Origin of the sequence: Photobacterium profundum (assembly GCF_003026285.1) — a bacterium.
GTDB lineage: Bacteria > Pseudomonadota > Gammaproteobacteria > Enterobacterales > Vibrionaceae > Photobacterium > Photobacterium profundum.
The window spans coordinates 145,054-163,627 of sequence record NZ_PYOD01000001.1; the positions used below are offsets into that span (position 1 = coordinate 145,054).

The following is an 18,574-nucleotide window of genomic DNA, read 5'->3' on the forward strand; positions in this document are numbered from 1 at the left end:
ATAACTATGCCTAACATGTTTTATCTGCATGTTCACAAAGCCATCTAACCAAACTAACCTGATTTTTATTTAGTGACATTGATCAAATGAAAAAGTTCCTTTCGTTCTTATTATGATTATGAAAATAAAATTAATAGACCATCAGGAGCTTAATATGAGACCTTCGATCCTTACTATTAGTACCACTATTGCTTTAGCGGCAGTACCCGTAAGTTTTGCTCAGGCAAAAAACACTACATTAGAAAGTACTAAGACATCGTCAGAAATTACTATCGATGGTCAAGTCGACGCTGTTTGGAATGATATAAAAGCAGCCAAAATCAAATTAGGCAAACTGCCCTACAAGCCAAACAATGGCTATGAAGGTATAAAGAAAACAACAGTGGAAATTAAGTCACTCTATGATAAAGAATTTATTTATTTCTTAATCAGTTATAAAGATCCAACAAAAAGTATTGACCGCTTCCCTTGGGTAAAACAAGACGATAATAGCTGGAAGCAAATGGTCAACAAAGACAGTACTGGTCACGATAATACCTATTACGAAGATAAATTCGCAGTATTTTGGGATATCAATGCAGACGGTTTTGCTGAAAAAGGCTGTAACGCCGCATGTCACCGCTCTAAAGACGGTAAAATTGCCGGCAGAGATGACAAAAACCCTGCTCGTAAATTCACCAAGGAAGGCCAATACCTTGATATGTGGCACTGGAAAGGTGTCCGTACCGGCGCGCATGGTCAGCTAGATGACCAATACGTAGACAGCAATACCGACCCTAAAGCAAACAAAGGTTGGGGGCGTAAAGGTGATGATAAAACTGGTGGCGGTTATGTTAATAATATTAAAGATGGCCAACCTGCATTCGTTACACCAGAATTAACAGCAGATACGCTTCTTATCCACGAAGCCGAAAAACAGCCATTTACTGCCGACTTCAATGCATCAAACCGTATTCCAGGCTTAACCGGAGCACCATTCACAGGTTCTCGTGGGGATGTAGATGTTGGTGCTATATGGAAAGATGGTGTTTGGACGCTGGAAATGAAACGTAAGCTTGTTACTACTGGTAGCAACGCTAAAACTCAAGACGTTCAGTTTAACGATATGAATAAAGCTTACCCATTTGGTGTTGCGGTATTCGACAACTCTCAAATCAACCACGTCTTCCACCGTGGAGTAATGAATTTAGAGTTCAAATAAATTAAACAATATTTGAGACGTTAATATTTAGGCCAGCACTATGTTGGCCTTATTAAAGCCTGCTAAATGGCAGAATAAAGATAATAACGAGAATTACTATGGCTAAATTACTCCATTTTTCCAGCTTTATTATTTTAAGCCTATTCGTTCTCTGTTCATCTTCTGCTTCCTACGCACAAGAAGCCATAAATAGTAAAACAGCATTAAATAGAGAAGAAGCCGATCAGATCTTCAGCTCACAGATTAATAATGACGATGAAATGGCTATTCTGATCAAAGAAAATAAGCGTTGTATTCGCTGTCATAAAAAACAACGTTTACTAAAAGACATTAAGCCAATAAAAAGTGTTGGCGCCCACTCGAGCAAAAAGTTTTATAACAATTGCACTGCTTGCCACGAAAATAAGGGCGCTCATCCAAAAGACAAAACTAGCATTATTAGCTTTGCAGAGCATTCAAGTATAAGTGCTCAATCTCAGAACGAGCAATGTATGTCTTGCCATTCTCCAAAAGATCTCAGACAAGCGGATTGGACGCACGATGTGCATTTTAAACCGATTAACTGTGCTTCTTGTCATGATCTCCATACTGATGTTGACCCAATTATAGGTATTGAGAAAAAATCTAGAATACAACGATGTGTAGATTGCCACACAGAAGACCAAGCACTAGAAGGAGCTCAATAATGGATCACCCTAGGCGCAAATTGATTATCGGCTTAGGTGCTGGTGTTATGATTGCAACGACAGGTGTTGTAGGCACATCCATTGTTCAAGCAATTGAAATTGATGGTAAACAATATGCCATGATCCACGATGAATCATTATGTATCGGCTGTGAGGCTTGCGTCAAAGCCTGCAAAGAAACCAATAACGTGCCTGATGGTGTTACTCGCCTTGAAATTATTAGAAGTGAACCTATTGGTGAATTTCCCGATATTCGTTATAGCTTCTTCAGGAAATCTTGTCAGCATTGCGAAAACCCGTCATGTGTCAATGTCTGCCCAACAGGCGCTTCATACATTGATAAAGAAACAGGGATTGTAGACGTTAATCCAGAACGATGTGTTGGCTGTCAATACTGCATTGCTGCTTGTCCTTATAAAGTACGCTACGTTGATCCTGTAACAAAATCTGCAGATAAGTGCGATTTCTGCAGAAAATCAAAACTGGCAGATGGTGAACTTCCGAGTTGCGTTCAAGCTTGTCCAAAACAAGCTCTCATTTTTGGTGATCTCAATGATCCACGAAATGACATTAATATCGAGCTGAAAAATAAAACCGTCTACCGCTACAAAAAGTATTTAGGCACTAAACCTAAAATGCTCCGTATTCCCGATAGATTCAACGAGGTCCGATTATGATAGAACTTCGTTGAATTCTGCCAGTATTTACCCTGCTGGGTGTCATGTCACTTCGAATGTTTATTTTATACGCGGGTCAAATGGTGGTGGCTTAATTTTCCAATTAAGCCACACAATAGAATGATTAAGGAAACACGTTTATGAACATCATTAAATATATGCTGTTTGGCTTGCTCGCTTTCAGTTGCTCTATAAGTTGGGCAGAAGAGTTACCTAATCCAGACGAAGAAAACGTAGCTAACTTCCACTTGCTGGATGAGACTTGTGCAGGTCAATGTCACGAAGGTGAAGAGCCATCAGAGGATCTGGAGTTTGAGTATCGGAGCTGTGTTGAGTGTCACGATACATTGGCCAATCTAGACGGTCGCCAGCATAATATCAAACACCAAGATAGTGAGCAGATGGAATGTGTCGAGTGTCATTTTCCTCACGAAGAGTCTGATCCGAAAGAGATCTGTACCGACTGCCATGAAGAGGAAGATGAGGAGTTAGAGGGTTTCTATTCAATGCGATTAGAAAGCTATCTAAACCTCTATTCAGACTCACCAAAGTTTGTGCATTCGCATATCAATGGAGCTAGATAACGACAATAAATAAGTGGGTGTTATACCAATCTAGACAAGTATCTGATCATCCTTGCTGGTTAAAATTGTTTATAACTACGTTAGAAATTTTATAATTAGAGCCACTAGTTACTTCAATTTCAGCCTTGTTATTATCAATTTATCCTGCGCAATTATCTGACCATTTACTTATCCAGAATGGTATTATTACCCACTTCTCTGCTCGATATTCATTTATATTGAGTTGCTACATTAAAATACGTGATTCAATATCGATTCCCACCTTAGTTAAGAAGTAGGTTTTTTCATCATTTTTAGAAACTAAACCACTTTTTATTAACTGGCGTAGATGAAAATTAAACTTGGTATGATCCTTAATACCCACTAAACGACACAAATCCATAAACTTGAGTCTTTGATGGATATTCAATTGATATATAACATTACGTCGAATCGGGTTTGATAATGCACTAAAGACTAAGTCGCTATCTTTATCGACAGGGGGAGACTTCAATGATTTTTCTGCATGTACTTTTTTCAACGTAACAGAGAGCGTTTGTAAGTTAAAAGGCTTAGTTAAAAATTCATCTGCCCCTTTTTTCATCGCGTCTACCGCAGTGTCAATCGTCCCAAAAGCCGTCACGATCACGACCCCAATATTAGGATCGGTTTGTTTTAGTACTGCGATAGCATCAATGCCACTTATCCCGCCCATCACAAAATCCAATAATGCAATATCGTAACTGTGTCGCATAGCACAGCTAATGGCTTGCTCTGCACTCTCACATGCGGTGACGTCAAAGCCATCAAGTATTAAGGCTTCAGTGATAACTTCTCGTAAATCTAAGTCATCTTCAGCCAAGAGTAATTTAAGGCTCATTAGCTCTCCATTGCTAGTTCAATTTCCACACACAATCCACTTTTTGTATTGCTAAGACTTAGCTTACCTTGATTCTGTTCTAAAACTTTTTGACTAAGTGTTAACCCAAGCCCCGTGCCAGTGCTTTTATCTTTCGTAGTAAAGAAAGGTAATAACACTTTATCCTTAATACTTTCATCAATCCCAGTCCCAAAATCGGTAATTGATAACTTAATCCGTAATCCTCTCTGCTCCGCATTAATAAAAATGACTTTCTTATTAATCGAGGCATCAATAGCGTTATTGACAATATTGATCACCACATCTTCTAGTTGTTCTTTGTCCGCGTAAAAATATAAATCTGTCGGAATATCAATCTCTACTTGGAAATCATTTAATCGATGGGCCATCAACTCAAGCGATTCCTTAATCAATTCAGCAACAGAAAGCCTTTGTTTTATAGGCATACGTTTATGCGAAAATTGAAGTAACTCTTGGCTAATATGAGCCGCTTTCAACAGACCTTTACGAATGTGTTCAAGCTGCCTCTGGGCGTTATCCCGATCGTATTCACTTATTATTATTTGTTTTTCAAGTAAATCACACCGCATCAAAGCGCTACTTAACGGCGTTTTTATTTCGTGAGCAATACCCGAGGCCAACTCACCAATACCTCTCAATTTATCATTATGCAGCACCTGATGAAGTGAACGTTCGATTTGCTGCTGTCTTTCAGCATCAAACAGTTCAAGTGTCTTTCTTAGGTAGATCAACATCACCAGAGCTAAAAAAGTACGAATCATAGGACCAACTACTATATGTTCGATATAAAATAGCCCTGCGAACAATCCATAAATTATGATAGAAATGCCTAAGTACCCTACAGCTCCTGCAGCTTTACGCTCTTCCTGCTTCAGCTTCTTGGAATAATTCATAAGAGCGGCGCCAGCTAACATTCCCGCACCAGAACCAAATAGCCATCGTATTTGAAATGTTGTTTCTCTTACAAAGATATAGAGGTCTTGGGAGAAATAACGATAAACGACACCAACAAAAAATAGCGCTGTAACAACTTGGGTAATCAAAGAAAGCTGTGACCGAAAACGCCATTTGGTCATCGCGAGCATTTGTAGAGCAAAATAGCCCAAAGCAATAAAGGAAGTCCAAAGTTTTACCACTTTTAATATCTTTACTGTCTGGTGCATCATCAACTCTTCTTGATACACGTGCAGATACAATTCAGACCACTCATGAAGTCCATGTATAAAACCAAAGATAGCTAACGTTGGAAGCGCAGAGGCAATAGAGAGATGGCTAAATCGCAAATCACGGAAAAAAATAGTAAAACCAATAGCAATAAAAATTAAGCCATAAAGCATATAGAGACTAAATACGAAAAGTTCTTGCATTGAAGTACTCTAATCTCTGGATAGAGTTGAGCAAGATAGCACTTTAAGAAGATCATTTGTTTGAGCTTTGTCTCTGTAATGGACAATAATATATTACCCAAACTACCTCAGTATGCAGATCACCATAATTACGTTCTTAATATAAATTACGATTCTCCGTAAACATTTTGCAGTATAGATTTTACTGAACAATGGTATTGAAAACTCATCAATTTCGGGGGGCATTCGTTAAGCTTGGGTATATTACTCGCTCTCCTCTAATCATTCGTATAATTAAACAATGCGGATAAGGAGCTATGCCTTTGAATGTCTGAATCGATCTTGCAATATCACATACTTGGGCTGTTCTTCTCGATAGCACTGCTTACAGGGTGTGAACGAAACAGTACTGACGTAGCCTTTCAACGCTATCATGACCGATTGGCAAGCGTTCTAGATGTCGACACTATACCTGCCCCTACAACGTCCATGATTCCCTTTCCTGACGTTCGTGATCTCACGCTACCAAATCCAGATATACGCATAAGTTTGCTGAACGCTTATGAGCTCAGAAAGTGTGATTTATTCCACCTAATAGCCGAGCGCAATTCAATATTGGGAAAGGTTCAAGATAAAACCCACCAGCTACAATATGAACTACTGTTAATTAACGGGCTAAATCGCTGTATTGCAACACTTGATAAACAGTCAACACTTCACACTGAATTAGTATTACTGGAAACACAGAAGCAACGGCAATTATCTCACCACCTATGGAATATGGTAATTAGTGGCAAAGAATGGCGTCAGCAATTCTCCCCCGTTTCAACAACCTTTGAATTAAATCACTTCCCAGGCTTTGTCGAAAACCAAGAAGCCTTTCGCAATATTGCAGGCATTACCACCAACATTCTCACTAAAATTCCGACATCAAAACAATCAATAGATGCTTTGCTGTATCACCAAGAACAAATCCACCTATTTCGCTATTACGGACAATTGTTCTACTCAATGACACGTGCTCGTGATTGGTTACTTGCCACAACAGCCTTGCTTGAAGCACAAGAAAACACGATCAGTTGCGGTCCGAACCGAAATCAACAGAAAGCGACCTATTTACGTAATGTCTTCTTCAAATTCTTTGCTGAACCTATTCAGCCTTACCTGGCAGAGTTAGATTCACAATACCAACAGCTTCAACCTGATCTTATCACTGCATTTTCAATTATCTCTCCGCTACTCGATGCTTTCACGCCCTACCATCGCACCTATATCGAAGGGCAATTACATGCATCATTTCGTGCAGCCACTCTAAAACACGTCAAATTTTGGCAACGTACATTCAAACGTTGTGGCATAAAACTCGGAAATTAAATCTGAGCTTTTTATCTAAAACCAAAAACAACTTAAAATCATTATTTATCAGATGCATATGAAATATTCACAAAATAATTAATTTTAATTATTGACTAAACCCTACCGGAAGCATAAATTAATTACAGAAGTTGCCAAATGGAACTTCAAGCCACTTGTCTCGTTCGCCTCGTTAGAGGGAACAAAGAGAAAGTAAACAACTTGAAATATTAGGCATCACGTCCCTGAACCCAAGGTGGTCTGTGGAGTGTATGTTCTGATCCCCTTAGTGCCTAGTTACGTCTGATACCCTCATGCGTATTTATCACTAAGGCTATTGCTTATTTATGAGGATAGTTTTATGAGAAATGTCGATTTTACTCCCCTATACCGTAGTGCTATTGGTTTCGACCGTCTGTTTGACATGATGGAATCGAACAACGCAAAAAATGCGAAAAGTACATCAAACGGTTACCCTCCGTACAATATCGAGCAGAAAGATGAAAACAATTACCGTATTACCATGGCGGTAGCTGGTTTTTCTGACGATCAGATTAATATCACCCAAAAAGAAAATCTACTTATCATCACTGCTGAAAGTAAAAACAACGAAGACGCAGACAAGAATTACATTTATCAAGGCATTGCTGAGCGCGATTTCGAACGTAAGTTCCAACTAGCTGACTACATCAAAGTGCTAAACGCAACCATGAAAAATGGTCTACTTCATATTGATTTAGAGCGTGAAACACCAGACGTCATGCAACCACGTACGATTGCCATCAGCCATAAATAACAGTGTGTAATAAGGTGAGAAACAACCAATAGAACAACACGATGAAACAGAGCAACACGGTGAATAACATCAAGAGCATGATTTTATTAATATTGCCCTTGCTTAAATACCGCTTTTGTCATGTTAGTTCTCATCTATAAACAATTGATAAATTGATATATCCAACGGCTGATTATTTTTGATAAACGACACAAGACCTTCAAGGTTACTGCGTTTTAACCTTCAGCCGCCTACAAAATTCTTGGAGAAAAGATTATGAGTAAGATTATTGGTATTGACCTAGGCACAACGAATTCTTGTATTGCCCTATTGGATGGCGACAAGCCACGTGTAATTGAAAATGCTGAAGGTGAACGCACCACAGCCTCAGTGATTGCATATACCCAAGATGGCGAAATATTAGTGGGGCAACCCGCAAAACGCCAAGCTGTAACCAACCCAAAAAATACATTATTTGCAATCAAGCGTTTACTTGGCCGTCGTTTTGAAGACGAAGAAGTTCAACGCGACATCGAAATTATGCCATTCAATATTGTGAAAGCCGATAATGGCGATGCATGGGTTGAGGCAAAAGGTAAAAAAATGGCAGCACCGCAAGTCTCGGCTGAAGTATTGAAAAAGATGAAGAAAACCGCCGAAGACTATTTAGGTGAAGAAGTAACGGGTGCTGTTATCACCGTACCAGCGTATTTCAACGATGCACAGCGTCAAGCAACCAAAGATGCAGGCCGCATTGCAGGGCTTGATGTAAAACGTATTATCAATGAACCAACTGCCGCTGCATTAGCTTATGGTTTAGATAAACAAGGTGGCGAACGTACCATCGCGGTATACGACTTGGGTGGGGGTACATTTGATATCTCTATCATCGAGATCGACGAAGTAGACGGTGAGAAAACCTTCGAAGTGTTATCGACCAACGGTGATACCCACCTCGGCGGTGAAGACTTTGATAATCGTATGATTAACTACTTAGTCGGCGAATTTAAAAAAGAACAAGGTATTGATCTGAAATCCGATCCATTAGCGATGCAGCGTGTGAAAGAAGCGGCAGAAAAAGCAAAAATTGAGCTTTCTTCCGCACAGCAAACCGATGTGAACTTACCTTATGTCACTGCTGATGCTAGCGGCCCTAAACACATGAACGTAAAAGTAACTCGTGCGAAATTGGAGTCACTGGTTGAAGACTTAGTACAACGTTCATTAGAGCCACTGAAAACAGCGCTAACAGATGCTAATTTATCCATCACCGATATCACTGACGTTATCTTAGTGGGTGGTCAAACCCGTATGCCTATGGTTCAAGCCAAAGTAACAGAGTTCTTTGGTAAAGAGCCGCGTAAAGACGTGAACCCTGATGAAGCAGTTGCTGTTGGTGCAGCTATTCAAGCTGGTGTATTAGCTGGTGAGGTAAAAGATGTCTTGTTATTAGATGTGACTCCACTGTCTCTTGGTATTGAAACCATGGGCGGCGTGATGACCAAGCTGATTGAGAAAAACACCACGATTCCAACCAAAGCGAATCAAGTATTCTCAACTGCAGAAGATAACCAAAGTGCCGTTACGATTCACGTGTTGCAAGGTGAACGTAAGCAGTCGAACTACAACAAATCGTTAGGGCAGTTTAACCTCGAAGGTATTCAAGCTGGAGCACGTGGAACAGCACAAATTGATGTGACCTTTGACTTAGATGCCGATGGTATTTTACATGTTTCTGCTACGGATAAAGCCACAAACAAAGAGCAGAAGATCACCATCCAAGCTTCTAGCGGGCTAAGTAACGACGACATCGAAAAGATGGTACAAGAAGCAGAAGCTAACAAAGAAGCGGATAAAATGTTCGAAGAGTTAGTGACAGCCAGAAACCAAGCCGATCAACTGGTACACAGTACCCGTAAGCAAGTCGAAGAGCTGGGTGATGCACTTCCTACTGATGAAAAAGCAAAGATTGATACAGCAATAGCCGATGTTGATACTGCACTCAAAGGCGAAGACAAAGCTACGATTGATAATGCCACACAAGCATTAATGACAGCATCTCAAGCCTTGGTACAAATGGCGCAACAACAAGCACAAGCGCAACATGCTCAATCAAGCCAGCAGACGAATAACACAACAGATCAATCTTCAACTGACGATGATGTGTTTGAAGCCGAGTTCGAAGAAGTCAAAGACAAATAACAATGTGTCGTCTTTCTTAATGAAAGCACACAGTCAATAAAATAATAAAGCCCAGCATCAATTCTGATGGTGGGCTTTTTGATGAAAGCAAAACTTTATTAGGTTTTAAATCTTTCATCGTGCCCTTGAGTTTTTACTGCTTAAAAAAATACGAGATAAAGTTAAATATTCTCAATGTTTCATGTATTTCAATCAACGGGTGTTTTTCATCATCCTGCTCATTAGATTCTTCAGGTTGTGATGCACACGCTGCTAACATTAGTGTCATGATTATTATTAATTTCTTCATTTTAAATCTAATTCGGACAAAAGCACGTGACGTTATCCATACATGATGTACTAATCAATACCCACACCTCCTTATTTAGAAATAATTAATATTAATGGTTATTACAACCACTCACTCATCACCACATGGGTTTTGATTTTGACAATATCGACGTGTGCATCCAAAGTTTCACGTATTTGATGTAAACGTTGGATTGAATCGGCTTTTACAAACACGAGTAAATCCATATCACCACTAACTCCATGACACGACTGCACTTCAGGTAAGCTTTTAAATACATCGACCACATCGACACACCGAGCACATTGATGACGTATTTCAAAATATGCCGATACGCCCTCTTTCTGTGATTCTGACAGTAAGACTTGATAACCGCGAATCGTACCAGTTTGCTCTAACTTTTTGATGCGCTCTGTAACTGCAGGACGAGACAGATTCACCGTCTCTGCAATTGCAGACACACTTTGGCGGGCATTTTTTCGTAATTCTGCAATGATTGCCTGATCAAATTTGTCCAAAGGCGTCCTCTGCTCTTTTCTGTGCACTACACATTAGCTGCATAATGCCTGCAAATTGTCGTGAAAAGCTGCATATTTCAGGGTTAATCTGACAGATTGTCAGCACTGAGCCCATTATACTCAACCTATCTACTAGAATATCACCACGAATAGACAGGTTTAGCAATGGATGACAGTTCAACAAAAATGGGGCGATGGCAAGGTGCAGGCTTAATGGCCACCACATTATTAGGTACTGGCGTGTTTATTCTACCGCAAATGACCATTGATATTGCTGGCGATGGTGCAATCTATACGTGGTTATTGTTAACACTGGCTATCATACCTGTCACCGTTGTCTTTGGTGCGCTAACAGCCAAATTCCCGCACGCAGCCGGTCCCGCTTATTTTGTCGAACAAGCCTTTGGTCAAGTGGCTGGACGTTCCATCGGTTTGCTTTTTTTGTTTGTGGTGCCAATTGGTGCACCTGCTGCGATTTTACTGACCTTCCATTTTGTTCATGCGCTAATCCCTCTATCTGCACAAGGTTTACTGGCAGCAGAACTGGGATCATTATTATTGCTGTTTGCACTGAATTACAAAGGCATCCAGATATCCGCTAAGTTGCAGTTCTTACTGACGTTAGCGATTATTATTGTCGTTATAGCGCTCTTTTCAATTATACAGTTCGGGCTGACAGCTGATGAATCGGTATCACAGACTTATTCAACGGTATTATCACAGGAAAAGATCCAACCTAATCTAATTATGACAGCCGCAGGATTAGCATTTTGGAGCTTCCTTGGTGTCGAAGCCATGTCTCACTTAGCTAATGATTTTCGTAACCCCAAAAAAGATATGTTACCCGCAATGATGATTGGTACTGTGTTAGTTGGCAGTATCTATTTCTTATGTACATGGGTGTTATTACGTATGCCAATGCCTACCGACATTGTCGCGAGCAACTTACCAAGCAGCAATTTAGCCATGATTAATGCATTTAACTATGGTTTAGGTGATTTTGGAGCACAAGTCATTGGTATTCTGGGTATTTCTGGCGGGTTAGCCACCGTCAATGTGTATACTGCTAGCTTGTCTCGTTTAGCGTGGAGTTTCAGTAAAGACGGTGTATTGCCGCGTTACTTGTCACCCCTTAATCAACACAATGTACCATCACGTGCTTTGGCTGCTGTATTGATCGTGATGGGCTTAGTGATTGTGTTGGCCTATGCCGCCAACCGAGAGCTGGAAGATTTGATCGCATGGGTTAATGGCGTGTTCGTGGTGATCTATTTTGCCTCAATGATGGCTGCCGCTAAGTTGTTACCTAAGCGCTACCAACCTCTCATTTTTCTAGGCTGTTTGTTCTGTGCTCTTCTCGCCTATGGGTTAGGTTTGAAAATGGTGTATGCCTTATTGTTACTCTGCCTAACCCTCCCCTTTCTAAAATGGCAACAAACTCACCTCGCCCGTGAATAATACGCCATCGCTACCTGCGTAGGCTCCTCTCTATCTTTGCTAGTCACACTATTTCCATATGGTAATAATTATTTACCATTTAATGGGATTATCACCATGTGAGAAATGACTACAATAGCAACCATCGAAACGGGGATGCGAACTTCTTCCCCTTTCTCCCGAATTCTAATAGAGAGACACATCAACATGACTGAACAATTCATCAAATCAAAAGCTGCTATTGCATGGGGTCCAAACCAGCCACTTTCTATTGAAGAAGTGGATGTGATGTTACCGAAAGCAGGTGAAGTACTAGTACGCATCGTTGCAACAGGCGTCTGCCATACAGATGCATTTACGATGTCTGGCGATGATCCAGAAGGTATCTTCCCTGTCATTCTTGGTCATGAAGGCGGTGGTATCGTCGAGATGATTGGCGAAGGCGTAACGAGTGTTGAAGTTGGTGACCACGTTATTCCGCTTTACACCCCTGAATGTGGTGAGTGTAAATACTGTAAGTCTGGCAAAACAAACCTTTGCCAGCAAATTCGTGAAACACAAGGTAAAGGCTTAATGCCTGACGGTACAACACGATTCTACAAAGACGGTCAGCCAATCTTCCATTACATGGGGTGCTCGACATTCTCTGAATACACAGTACTACCTGAAATTTCACTGGCAAAAGTAAACAAAGAAGCACCACTTGAAGAAGTCTGCCTGTTAGGCTGTGGCGTAACAACTGGTATGGGTGCCGTACTTAACACAGCCAAAGTACAAGAAGGCGACACTGTTGCAGTCTTTGGTCTAGGCGGTATTGGTCTATCTGCCATTATCGGTGCTCAAATGGCAAAAGCGAGTCGTATTATTGCAATCGACATTAACGAAAGTAAGTTTGATCTTGCTCGTCAATTAGGTGCTACCGACTGCATTAACCCAACTAAATTCGACAAACCAATTCAAGATGTAATTGTTGAATTAACAGATGGCGGCGTTGATTACTCATTTGAATGTATTGGTAATGTAAACGTAATGCGCTCAGCCCTTGAGTGCTGCCATAAAGGTTGGGGCGAATCAGTGATTATCGGTGTTGCTGGAGCAGGTCAAGAGATCTCCACCCGTCCATTCCAGTTGGTAACTGGTCGTGTATGGCGTGGTTCTGCGTTTGGCGGTGTTAAAGGTCGCTCTGAGCTACCTGAAATTGTTGAACGTTACATGGCTGGTGAATTCAAATTGAATGATTTCATTACACACACCATGGGTTTAGATGACATCAATGAGTCTTTTGAACTGATGCACAAAGGTGAAAGCATTCGTACCGTTATTCACTTCGATAAATAAATACGATTGCAGCAGCGGCTATAAAGCGTAGCCGCATAAAGACCTCATCGAGTGTCGATTAAACAGCCTTCATTCGAAGGCTGTTCTTTTATTAAGCCGTGATGATTACTGCATCCAATATATAGGGTTTGTTTCTTGTCGATATACTTGTAATAACGACAAGGCAAAAGCGCAACAATGAGCAAAAAACATTTTACTTCACTACCTGTTCAGCTATTTCTATCTGCCGTTATTGCTTGGCTTCTCGCCACACTGTTACCACTTCCATCGAATATAACGCAAACGGCGGCTTTTCAATTACTGATGCTGACAAAAACAACCTATATTGGGCTGTTAAAAATGGTGGTCGGTGCGGTTGTGATGTTTTCCCTGCTACAAGGGATCACCAGTTTAGGATCCACATTACGACTGAAAACTCTGGGTTATAAAGCAGTATTGTTTTACAGCTTTACCTCATTAATTGCGATTACATTAGGGTTAGGCTCATCCCTTGCCTTACCTGCTTGGCCACAGCTGATCGATACTGCATCGGTTTCAGTTGGTGAACATGTACAACTAATTGATAATACTGCCGCTTCTGGTGGTGCTATTGCAGAAAAGCTATTCAATATGGCATTGGCTAATCCTTTTTCTGCACTTACTAATACAAATTTGCTCGCTATTGTTGTTTTTTCTCTGCTATTTGGTGTGGCGCTACTAACAAGCTTACCGACTAAACATCCTGTGTTTGAGGTTATCTCTGGCGTTAACAGTGCTTTGAACCGTTTTGTCTCGGGTATTATTCGCTTCGCACCCATAGCTGTTTTTGCCATTGTTTTCGAGTTTACAGCCACCAGCGGTAGCGCTATTTTTGGTCAACTTGCCCAATTCGCTTTATTAGTTTTCGTACTCACACTGATTCACGGCGGTGTCGTGTTACCCGTTATCGCCAAGCTAGCAACCGGCATAAAATTCAGTACGTTATTTAAAGCATTGTCAGCGCCTATGGCCATGGCATTCGCAACATCATCGAGTTCTGCAACCTTGCCGTTATCGATGCAAACAGCAGAAAATGAGTTAGGCGTTTCACAGTCAACCAGCAGCATGGTGCTTCCACTAGGGGCTATCATGAATATGGATGGAACAGCGCTATTTGAAGGTGTAGCCGCTATTTTCTTGGCGCAGCTTTACGGCGTAGATTTGGGAACCAGCGGCTTGATCATGATCTTCATTATGGCGATGGTATCGTCAATTGGTGCACCGGGTATGCCTTCCGGTTCAATGTCTGGCATGCAGTTGGTGCTACTTGCTGCTGGCATACCATTAGAAGCGATTGCTATCTTGCTGATCATTGAACGTCCACTTGATACCTTCCGCACAGCTGTCAATGTTGAAGGTGATATTATCGCTGCCTATGTTGTCGACAAATGGCAACGTTCATAGCGAACAAACAAGATAAATAATTAAGTAACTAGCCAGCATTACACTGCTGGCTTATTCCCCGACGATAAACATGACATTAGTCACACTATTTTGCTAGAATCCCGCGGTTTTCTACTTACTTCCACCCTGAGGATTTTATGAGCAATAAAAGTCTAATAACCAATATTATTTCATTGTTGATTTTGCTTATTGGCTATCTCACAAACCAGCAAATAGTTATGTTCTGCGGTTTGTTTGCATTTTCTGGGGCGCTAACAAACTGGTTAGCCATTCATATGTTGTTTGAAAAGGTACCGGGCTTATACGGTTCAGGGGTTATTCCGGCTCGTTTTGAAGACTTTAAATTGGGCATAAAAACCTTAATGATGGAGCAGTTCTTCACCAAACAAAACGTTGACCGTTTCCTCAGCAATGAAATGGCAAGCCCTGCTCAACTTGATATTAAGCCGGTGATCGAGAAAGTCGACCTAAGCCCAACATTCGATTCTCTAATTGAAGTCATTATGAATTCTTCATTCGGAGGCATGCTGGTAATGATGGGTGGTGCAGAGGCATTACAGCCACTGAAAGAACCTTTTATTGAAAAAATGCAAAATGCAATTTCTGATATCAGTCAGCAAGATAGTTTCAAGCAAGCACTGAAAGATCAGATAGAACAACCTGCGATGTTCGATGAAATTCGGAGCACGATCGAAGATATTATCGATCAACGCTTAAACGAATTAACTCCGCAATTAGTGAAAGAAATGATACAAAAGATGATAGCGGCGCATCTGGGTTGGTTGGTAATTTGGGGCGGTGTGTTCGGTGGCATTATCGGTATTATCTCGGCACTGATTACCGCGTAACATTGAATGTTCTGACTGAAGAATCCGGTACGTAAAATAAAATGTCGCTTTATACTTTCACGAAATAATGACTATCACGTAATAATAAGTATAAAGCGGCATGTATATATACCCAAGCTACCTCAAGATGCAGGATTCAGAGTGATCTCAGCGTGTTTAATTCAAGGAAAATGTGTGCAGGAATGGCATTCCCTTTCAAACACATTTGACGCAGAAGTAGATACGCTGAATCACTCCCGAAGGGCGAGTTTTGTTGGGCTCTATGCGGTGTTACTTATTTTCAACGTAGAACGACTAGGTTTATAAATAAGTGCCTTGCCTAGAGCCCAACAAATTCTCGCTGAAACGAGCATCTTGAGGTAACTTGGGTATAACACTTCGAATTACAATATTTTAGATAAGAACTGCTGTAAACGAGGATGTATTGTCGTATCGAATACATTTTCAGGTGTGTCACTTACCAGTAACTCACCATCTTCCATAAACAACACCCGATCAGCCACTTCTCGCGCAAAACCCATTTCATGGGTTACTACCACCATGGTCATTCCATCAGCAGCAAGTGCTTTCATTACATCCAGCACTTCACCGACCATTTCAGGATCGAGCGCCGACGTAGGTTCATCAAATAACATAACATCGGGCTTCATCGCCAATGCACGAGCAATAGCCACACGTTGTTGCTGCCCGCCAGATAAATGGGATGGATATACATTCATTTTTTCGGCTAAACCAACACGGTAAATTAAATCTTCTGCGTGTTGCTCTATTTCTTTGGCATCACGCTTTGTGACTTTCAATGGCGCAAGCATGACGTTTCCCTTCACTGTTTTGTGAGGAAATAAATTAAACGATTGAAACACCATACCCACGTTTTCACGTAATGCATTAATATTGCTACCACGGGCGTACATGTCCATGCCATCAATCATGATATCGCCTGAATTAATCACCTCTAACTGGTTCAAAGTACGTAAGAACGTTGATTTACCAGAACCAGATGGGCCAATAATAACAACCACTTCCCCACGCTTTATGGTTGCACTGACCTTTTTCAGTGCATGGCATCCATTGGGGTAGATTTTATCGACATTCGTAGCAACAATCATATTGTCGCCTTGGTAATTACTAGTCACTAGACGCTAACCTCTTCTCAATACGTTGCACTACCCATGATAGTGAAATAGTCAGTAATAAATACAAACCAGCGACTACAAACCACACTTCAAATGTTGCAAAGCTGCCACTAATTACCTCTCGCCCAGCTTTGGTTAAATCAGTAATAGAAATAACAGATACTAATGAAGAATCTTTAATTAGCGTAATAAGCTGCCCCGCCATTGGCGGTAATGTGCGCTTAAATGCTTGAGGTAGAATGACGTAAGCCATTGCCTTGGGGTAATTCATCCCTAATGAACGCGCCGCTTCCATTTGCCCAGGGGGAATTGATTGAATACCCGATCGAATGATCTCGGCAATATAGGCGCCAGTAAAAACAGAAAGCGCTACCACACCGGCTGTAAATCGTTCTAAATCGAATATTGTGCCTAAGAAAAAATAGACAATAAAGATTTGGACTAACAGCGGCGTACCACGAATAATTTCAACGTATAGAAACGAAAGATTTTTAGTCACAGGGTTATTTGAAATTCGCATCAAACCTGCAACTAAGCCGATAATCACGGCAAAGAATAAGGATATAACCGATATTTTCAGGGTTACCCACAATCCTACAATTAAAGGACCGACAGACCAATTTTCTGACTGGGCAAGAATATCACCCTCGAAAACAATATCGCTATCAGCAACAAACAGTTCGTCGTACTGAGTCACAACCTGTGGTTGATCATCGTAATCGAAATTAACAACCAATGAGCCATCATCGTTAATAACAACACTACCATCGCCACCCGCTCTCACTTCTAGTGGAGAGGTATCAATCAAGAAAGGCGTCACCCTTTCCCACTGCCAGTTATAGTTAATTTGTTTTGAGGATTGGTAAATACCAAAAATAGACAGCGCGACGATAACTACAAAAATGCCGTGCCACAACCAACGATTAGACGTCCTAAGCATAACTACTTCCATTAGGCGTATTGGAGATTAAAACAAGAAGATAAAAAATTGGCCAGGCACTACGCCTAGCCAATAAAAGTTACTGTACTTGTTTTAACCAGCTGTCATTTTTAAACCACTTATCGTAAACACGATCATAAGTGCCATCGCCTTTAATCTGGCGAAGGAAGTTATTCAAAAAGTTCAACATGTCGCTATCGCCTTGTGCAATAGCCCAACCTAATGGCTCATAAGTAAACGGTTGTTCAAGGTGTATAACTTTGCCATCATTTTGTGACGCATAAATCGCATTAAATGGCATATCGTAAATAAACGCATCCGCTTTACCGTTAGCCACTTCAAGTACAGCATCCGATTGCGTTTCGAAAACATTTAGCTTCGCTTTGCTAATCATGCGCTTAATCGCTTGTTCGCCCGTTGTACCCAACTTGGTTGCAATTGTATATTTACTGTCGTTCAAATCTTTATAGCTAGTGATTTCACCCTCAAGTTCAGGGTTTATCAGAATAGATTGACCAATCACAATGTATGGGTCAGCAAAGTTTACGCGCATATTACGCTGCGCATTGATTGTCATACCGGCATTGATCATGTGGCACTTACCTGTCAACAGTGTTGGAATTATGCCATCCCACGCGGTGTTGATTGGTACATATTTAACACCCATTTGGCGAGCCATCTGCTTGCCAATATCAATATCAAAACCAATGAATGAGCCATTCTTACTCTTCATTTCAAACGGCATATAACCCGCATCAAAACAAACACGTAGCTCGCCTGATTTAGCTATATCGTCAAGAATAGGACCCGCAGTAACAGCTGCAGAAGTACTCATTAAAGCTACAGCGGCAACAATGCCACTCAATAATTTACGCATAAACATCCCTGTTATTTGTCGCTGTTTCAGTAATGAATCAAAACAATCAATTTGTTTTTAACAGC

General features: G+C 40.9%; 17 protein-coding genes. 11 read left to right on the forward strand and 6 right to left on the reverse strand.

Translation table 11 applies throughout. The features are described 5' to 3' along the window. The first annotated feature begins 154 nt into the window (after window positions 1-154). From C9J48_RS00680 to C9J48_RS00695, 4 genes are all read left to right on the forward strand, one after another. Window positions 155-1,201, forward strand: coding sequence for an ethylbenzene dehydrogenase-related protein (locus C9J48_RS00680; protein ID WP_006231630.1), 1,047 nt, complete (start codon window positions 155-157; stop codon window positions 1,199-1,201). A gap of 98 nt (window positions 1,202-1,299) precedes the next feature. Next, window positions 1,300-1,887 (forward strand): multiheme c-type cytochrome, encoded by a 588-nt coding sequence (locus tag C9J48_RS00685; protein WP_006231629.1) that lies wholly within the window; start codon window positions 1,300-1,302, stop codon window positions 1,885-1,887. Continuing rightward, window positions 1,887-2,564: a 4Fe-4S dicluster domain-containing protein gene (locus C9J48_RS00690; protein WP_006231628.1), complete on the forward strand. Its 678-nt coding sequence runs from the start codon at window positions 1,887-1,889 to the stop codon at window positions 2,562-2,564. Before C9J48_RS00685 ends, C9J48_RS00690 begins: the two co-directional genes overlap by 1 nt. A gap of 140 nt (window positions 2,565-2,704) precedes the next feature. After that, on the forward strand, window positions 2,705-3,148 hold the full coding sequence (locus tag C9J48_RS00695; RefSeq protein WP_006231627.1) for a cytochrome c3 family protein: 444 nt from the start codon (window positions 2,705-2,707) through the stop codon (window positions 3,146-3,148). A gap of 226 nt (window positions 3,149-3,374) precedes the next feature. Here C9J48_RS00695 and C9J48_RS00700 read toward each other — a convergent pair whose 3' ends face one another. Both C9J48_RS00700 and C9J48_RS00705 read right to left on the reverse strand, forming a co-directional pair. Then, a complete protein-coding gene (locus C9J48_RS00700) occupies window positions 3,375-4,007 on the reverse strand; it encodes a response regulator (protein ID WP_006231626.1) in 633 nt (210 codons plus the stop codon). Continuing rightward, entirely contained in the window at window positions 4,007-5,395 is a 1,389-nt protein-coding gene (locus C9J48_RS00705) for a sensor histidine kinase (protein WP_006231625.1), read from the reverse strand. Before C9J48_RS00705 ends, C9J48_RS00700 begins: the two co-directional genes overlap by 1 nt. 306 nt (window positions 5,396-5,701) lie before the next feature. Here C9J48_RS00705 and C9J48_RS00710 point away from each other — a divergent pair, with 306 nt between their 5' ends. From C9J48_RS00710 to dnaK, 3 genes are all read left to right on the forward strand, one after another. Beyond that, window positions 5,702-6,748: a DUF3080 domain-containing protein gene (locus C9J48_RS00710; RefSeq protein WP_006231624.1), complete on the forward strand. Its 1,047-nt coding sequence runs from the start codon at window positions 5,702-5,704 to the stop codon at window positions 6,746-6,748. Window positions 6,749-7,088: 340 nt separating this feature from the next. Beyond that, window positions 7,089-7,523 (forward strand): Hsp20 family protein, encoded by a 435-nt coding sequence (locus C9J48_RS00715; protein ID WP_006231623.1) that lies wholly within the window; start codon window positions 7,089-7,091, stop codon window positions 7,521-7,523. Between the two features lie 255 nt (window positions 7,524-7,778). Then, a complete protein-coding gene (gene dnaK, locus C9J48_RS00720; RefSeq protein WP_107281016.1) occupies window positions 7,779-9,704 on the forward strand; it encodes a molecular chaperone DnaK in 1,926 nt (641 codons plus the stop codon). A gap of 390 nt (window positions 9,705-10,094) precedes the next feature. Here the strand turns inward: dnaK and C9J48_RS00725 are convergent, their stop codons facing one another. Further along, window positions 10,095-10,511, reverse strand: coding sequence for an Lrp/AsnC family transcriptional regulator (locus tag C9J48_RS00725; RefSeq protein ID WP_006231619.1), 417 nt, complete (start codon window positions 10,509-10,511; stop codon window positions 10,095-10,097). Between the two features lie 165 nt (window positions 10,512-10,676). Between C9J48_RS00725 and yjeH the strand changes: the two genes are divergently transcribed. The 4 genes from yjeH (at window position 10,677) to C9J48_RS00745 (ending at window position 15,556) form a co-directional block, all read left to right on the forward strand. Next, window positions 10,677-11,969, forward strand: coding sequence for an L-methionine/branched-chain amino acid transporter (yjeH, locus tag C9J48_RS00730; protein ID WP_006231618.1), 1,293 nt, complete (start codon window positions 10,677-10,679; stop codon window positions 11,967-11,969). 186 nt (window positions 11,970-12,155) lie between these two features. Continuing rightward, window positions 12,156-13,286 carry an S-(hydroxymethyl)glutathione dehydrogenase/class III alcohol dehydrogenase gene (locus C9J48_RS00735; RefSeq protein WP_006231617.1) on the forward strand — a complete coding sequence of 377 codons (1,131 nt, stop codon included), beginning with the start codon at window positions 12,156-12,158 and terminating at the stop codon, window positions 13,284-13,286. A 177-nt stretch (window positions 13,287-13,463) separates the two neighbouring features. Continuing rightward, window positions 13,464-14,708 carry a dicarboxylate/amino acid:cation symporter gene (locus C9J48_RS00740; protein ID WP_006231616.1) on the forward strand — a complete coding sequence of 415 codons (1,245 nt, stop codon included), beginning with the start codon at window positions 13,464-13,466 and terminating at the stop codon, window positions 14,706-14,708. A 137-nt stretch (window positions 14,709-14,845) separates the two neighbouring features. Continuing rightward, window positions 14,846-15,556: a DUF445 family protein gene (locus C9J48_RS00745; RefSeq protein ID WP_006231615.1), complete on the forward strand. Its 711-nt coding sequence runs from the start codon at window positions 14,846-14,848 to the stop codon at window positions 15,554-15,556. Window positions 15,557-15,939: 383 nt separating this feature from the next. Here the strand turns inward: C9J48_RS00745 and C9J48_RS00750 are convergent, their stop codons facing one another. From C9J48_RS00750 to C9J48_RS00760, 3 genes are all read right to left on the reverse strand, one after another. Next, entirely contained in the window at window positions 15,940-16,665 is a 726-nt protein-coding gene (locus C9J48_RS00750; RefSeq protein ID WP_006231614.1) for an amino acid ABC transporter ATP-binding protein, read from the reverse strand. Between the two features lie 19 nt (window positions 16,666-16,684). Continuing rightward, window positions 16,685-17,632 carry an amino acid ABC transporter permease gene (locus C9J48_RS00755; protein ID WP_006231613.1) on the reverse strand — a complete coding sequence of 316 codons (948 nt, stop codon included), beginning with the start codon at window positions 17,630-17,632 and terminating at the stop codon, window positions 16,685-16,687. Between the two features lie 79 nt (window positions 17,633-17,711). Beyond that, a complete protein-coding gene (locus C9J48_RS00760; RefSeq protein ID WP_006231612.1) occupies window positions 17,712-18,509 on the reverse strand; it encodes a transporter substrate-binding domain-containing protein in 798 nt (265 codons plus the stop codon). Between the last annotated feature and the right edge of the window lie 65 nt (window positions 18,510-18,574).

Coding starts and splice junctions, on each gene's coding strand:
- C9J48_RS00715 (WP_006231623.1), top strand. CDS start 7,089: ATGAGAAATGTCGATTTTACTCCCCTATACCGTAGTGCTATTGGTTTC.
- C9J48_RS00700 (WP_006231626.1), bottom strand. CDS start 4,007: ATGAGCCTTAAATTACTCTTGGCTGAAGATGACTTAGATTTACGAGAA.
- C9J48_RS00760 (WP_006231612.1), bottom strand. CDS start 18,509: ATGCGTAAATTATTGAGTGGCATTGTTGCCGCTGTAGCTTTAATGAGT.
- C9J48_RS00745 (WP_006231615.1), top strand. CDS start 14,846: ATGAGCAATAAAAGTCTAATAACCAATATTATTTCATTGTTGATTTTG.
- C9J48_RS00690 (WP_006231628.1), top strand. CDS start 1,887: ATGGATCACCCTAGGCGCAAATTGATTATCGGCTTAGGTGCTGGTGTT.
- C9J48_RS00750 (WP_006231614.1), bottom strand. CDS start 16,665: ATGATTGTTGCTACGAATGTCGATAAAATCTACCCCAATGGATGCCAT.
- C9J48_RS00735 (WP_006231617.1), top strand. CDS start 12,156: ATGACTGAACAATTCATCAAATCAAAAGCTGCTATTGCATGGGGTCCA.
- C9J48_RS00740 (WP_006231616.1), top strand. CDS start 13,464: ATGAGCAAAAAACATTTTACTTCACTACCTGTTCAGCTATTTCTATCT.
- C9J48_RS00755 (WP_006231613.1), bottom strand. CDS start 17,632: ATGCTTAGGACGTCTAATCGTTGGTTGTGGCACGGCATTTTTGTAGTT.
- C9J48_RS00695 (WP_006231627.1), top strand. CDS start 2,705: ATGAACATCATTAAATATATGCTGTTTGGCTTGCTCGCTTTCAGTTGC.
- C9J48_RS00705 (WP_006231625.1), bottom strand. CDS start 5,395: ATGCAAGAACTTTTCGTATTTAGTCTCTATATGCTTTATGGCTTAATT.
- C9J48_RS00685 (WP_006231629.1), top strand. CDS start 1,300: ATGGCTAAATTACTCCATTTTTCCAGCTTTATTATTTTAAGCCTATTC.
- dnaK (WP_107281016.1), top strand. CDS start 7,779: ATGAGTAAGATTATTGGTATTGACCTAGGCACAACGAATTCTTGTATT.
- C9J48_RS00710 (WP_006231624.1), top strand. CDS start 5,702: ATGTCTGAATCGATCTTGCAATATCACATACTTGGGCTGTTCTTCTCG.
- yjeH (WP_006231618.1), top strand. CDS start 10,677: ATGGATGACAGTTCAACAAAAATGGGGCGATGGCAAGGTGCAGGCTTA.
- C9J48_RS00680 (WP_006231630.1), top strand. CDS start 155: ATGAGACCTTCGATCCTTACTATTAGTACCACTATTGCTTTAGCGGCA.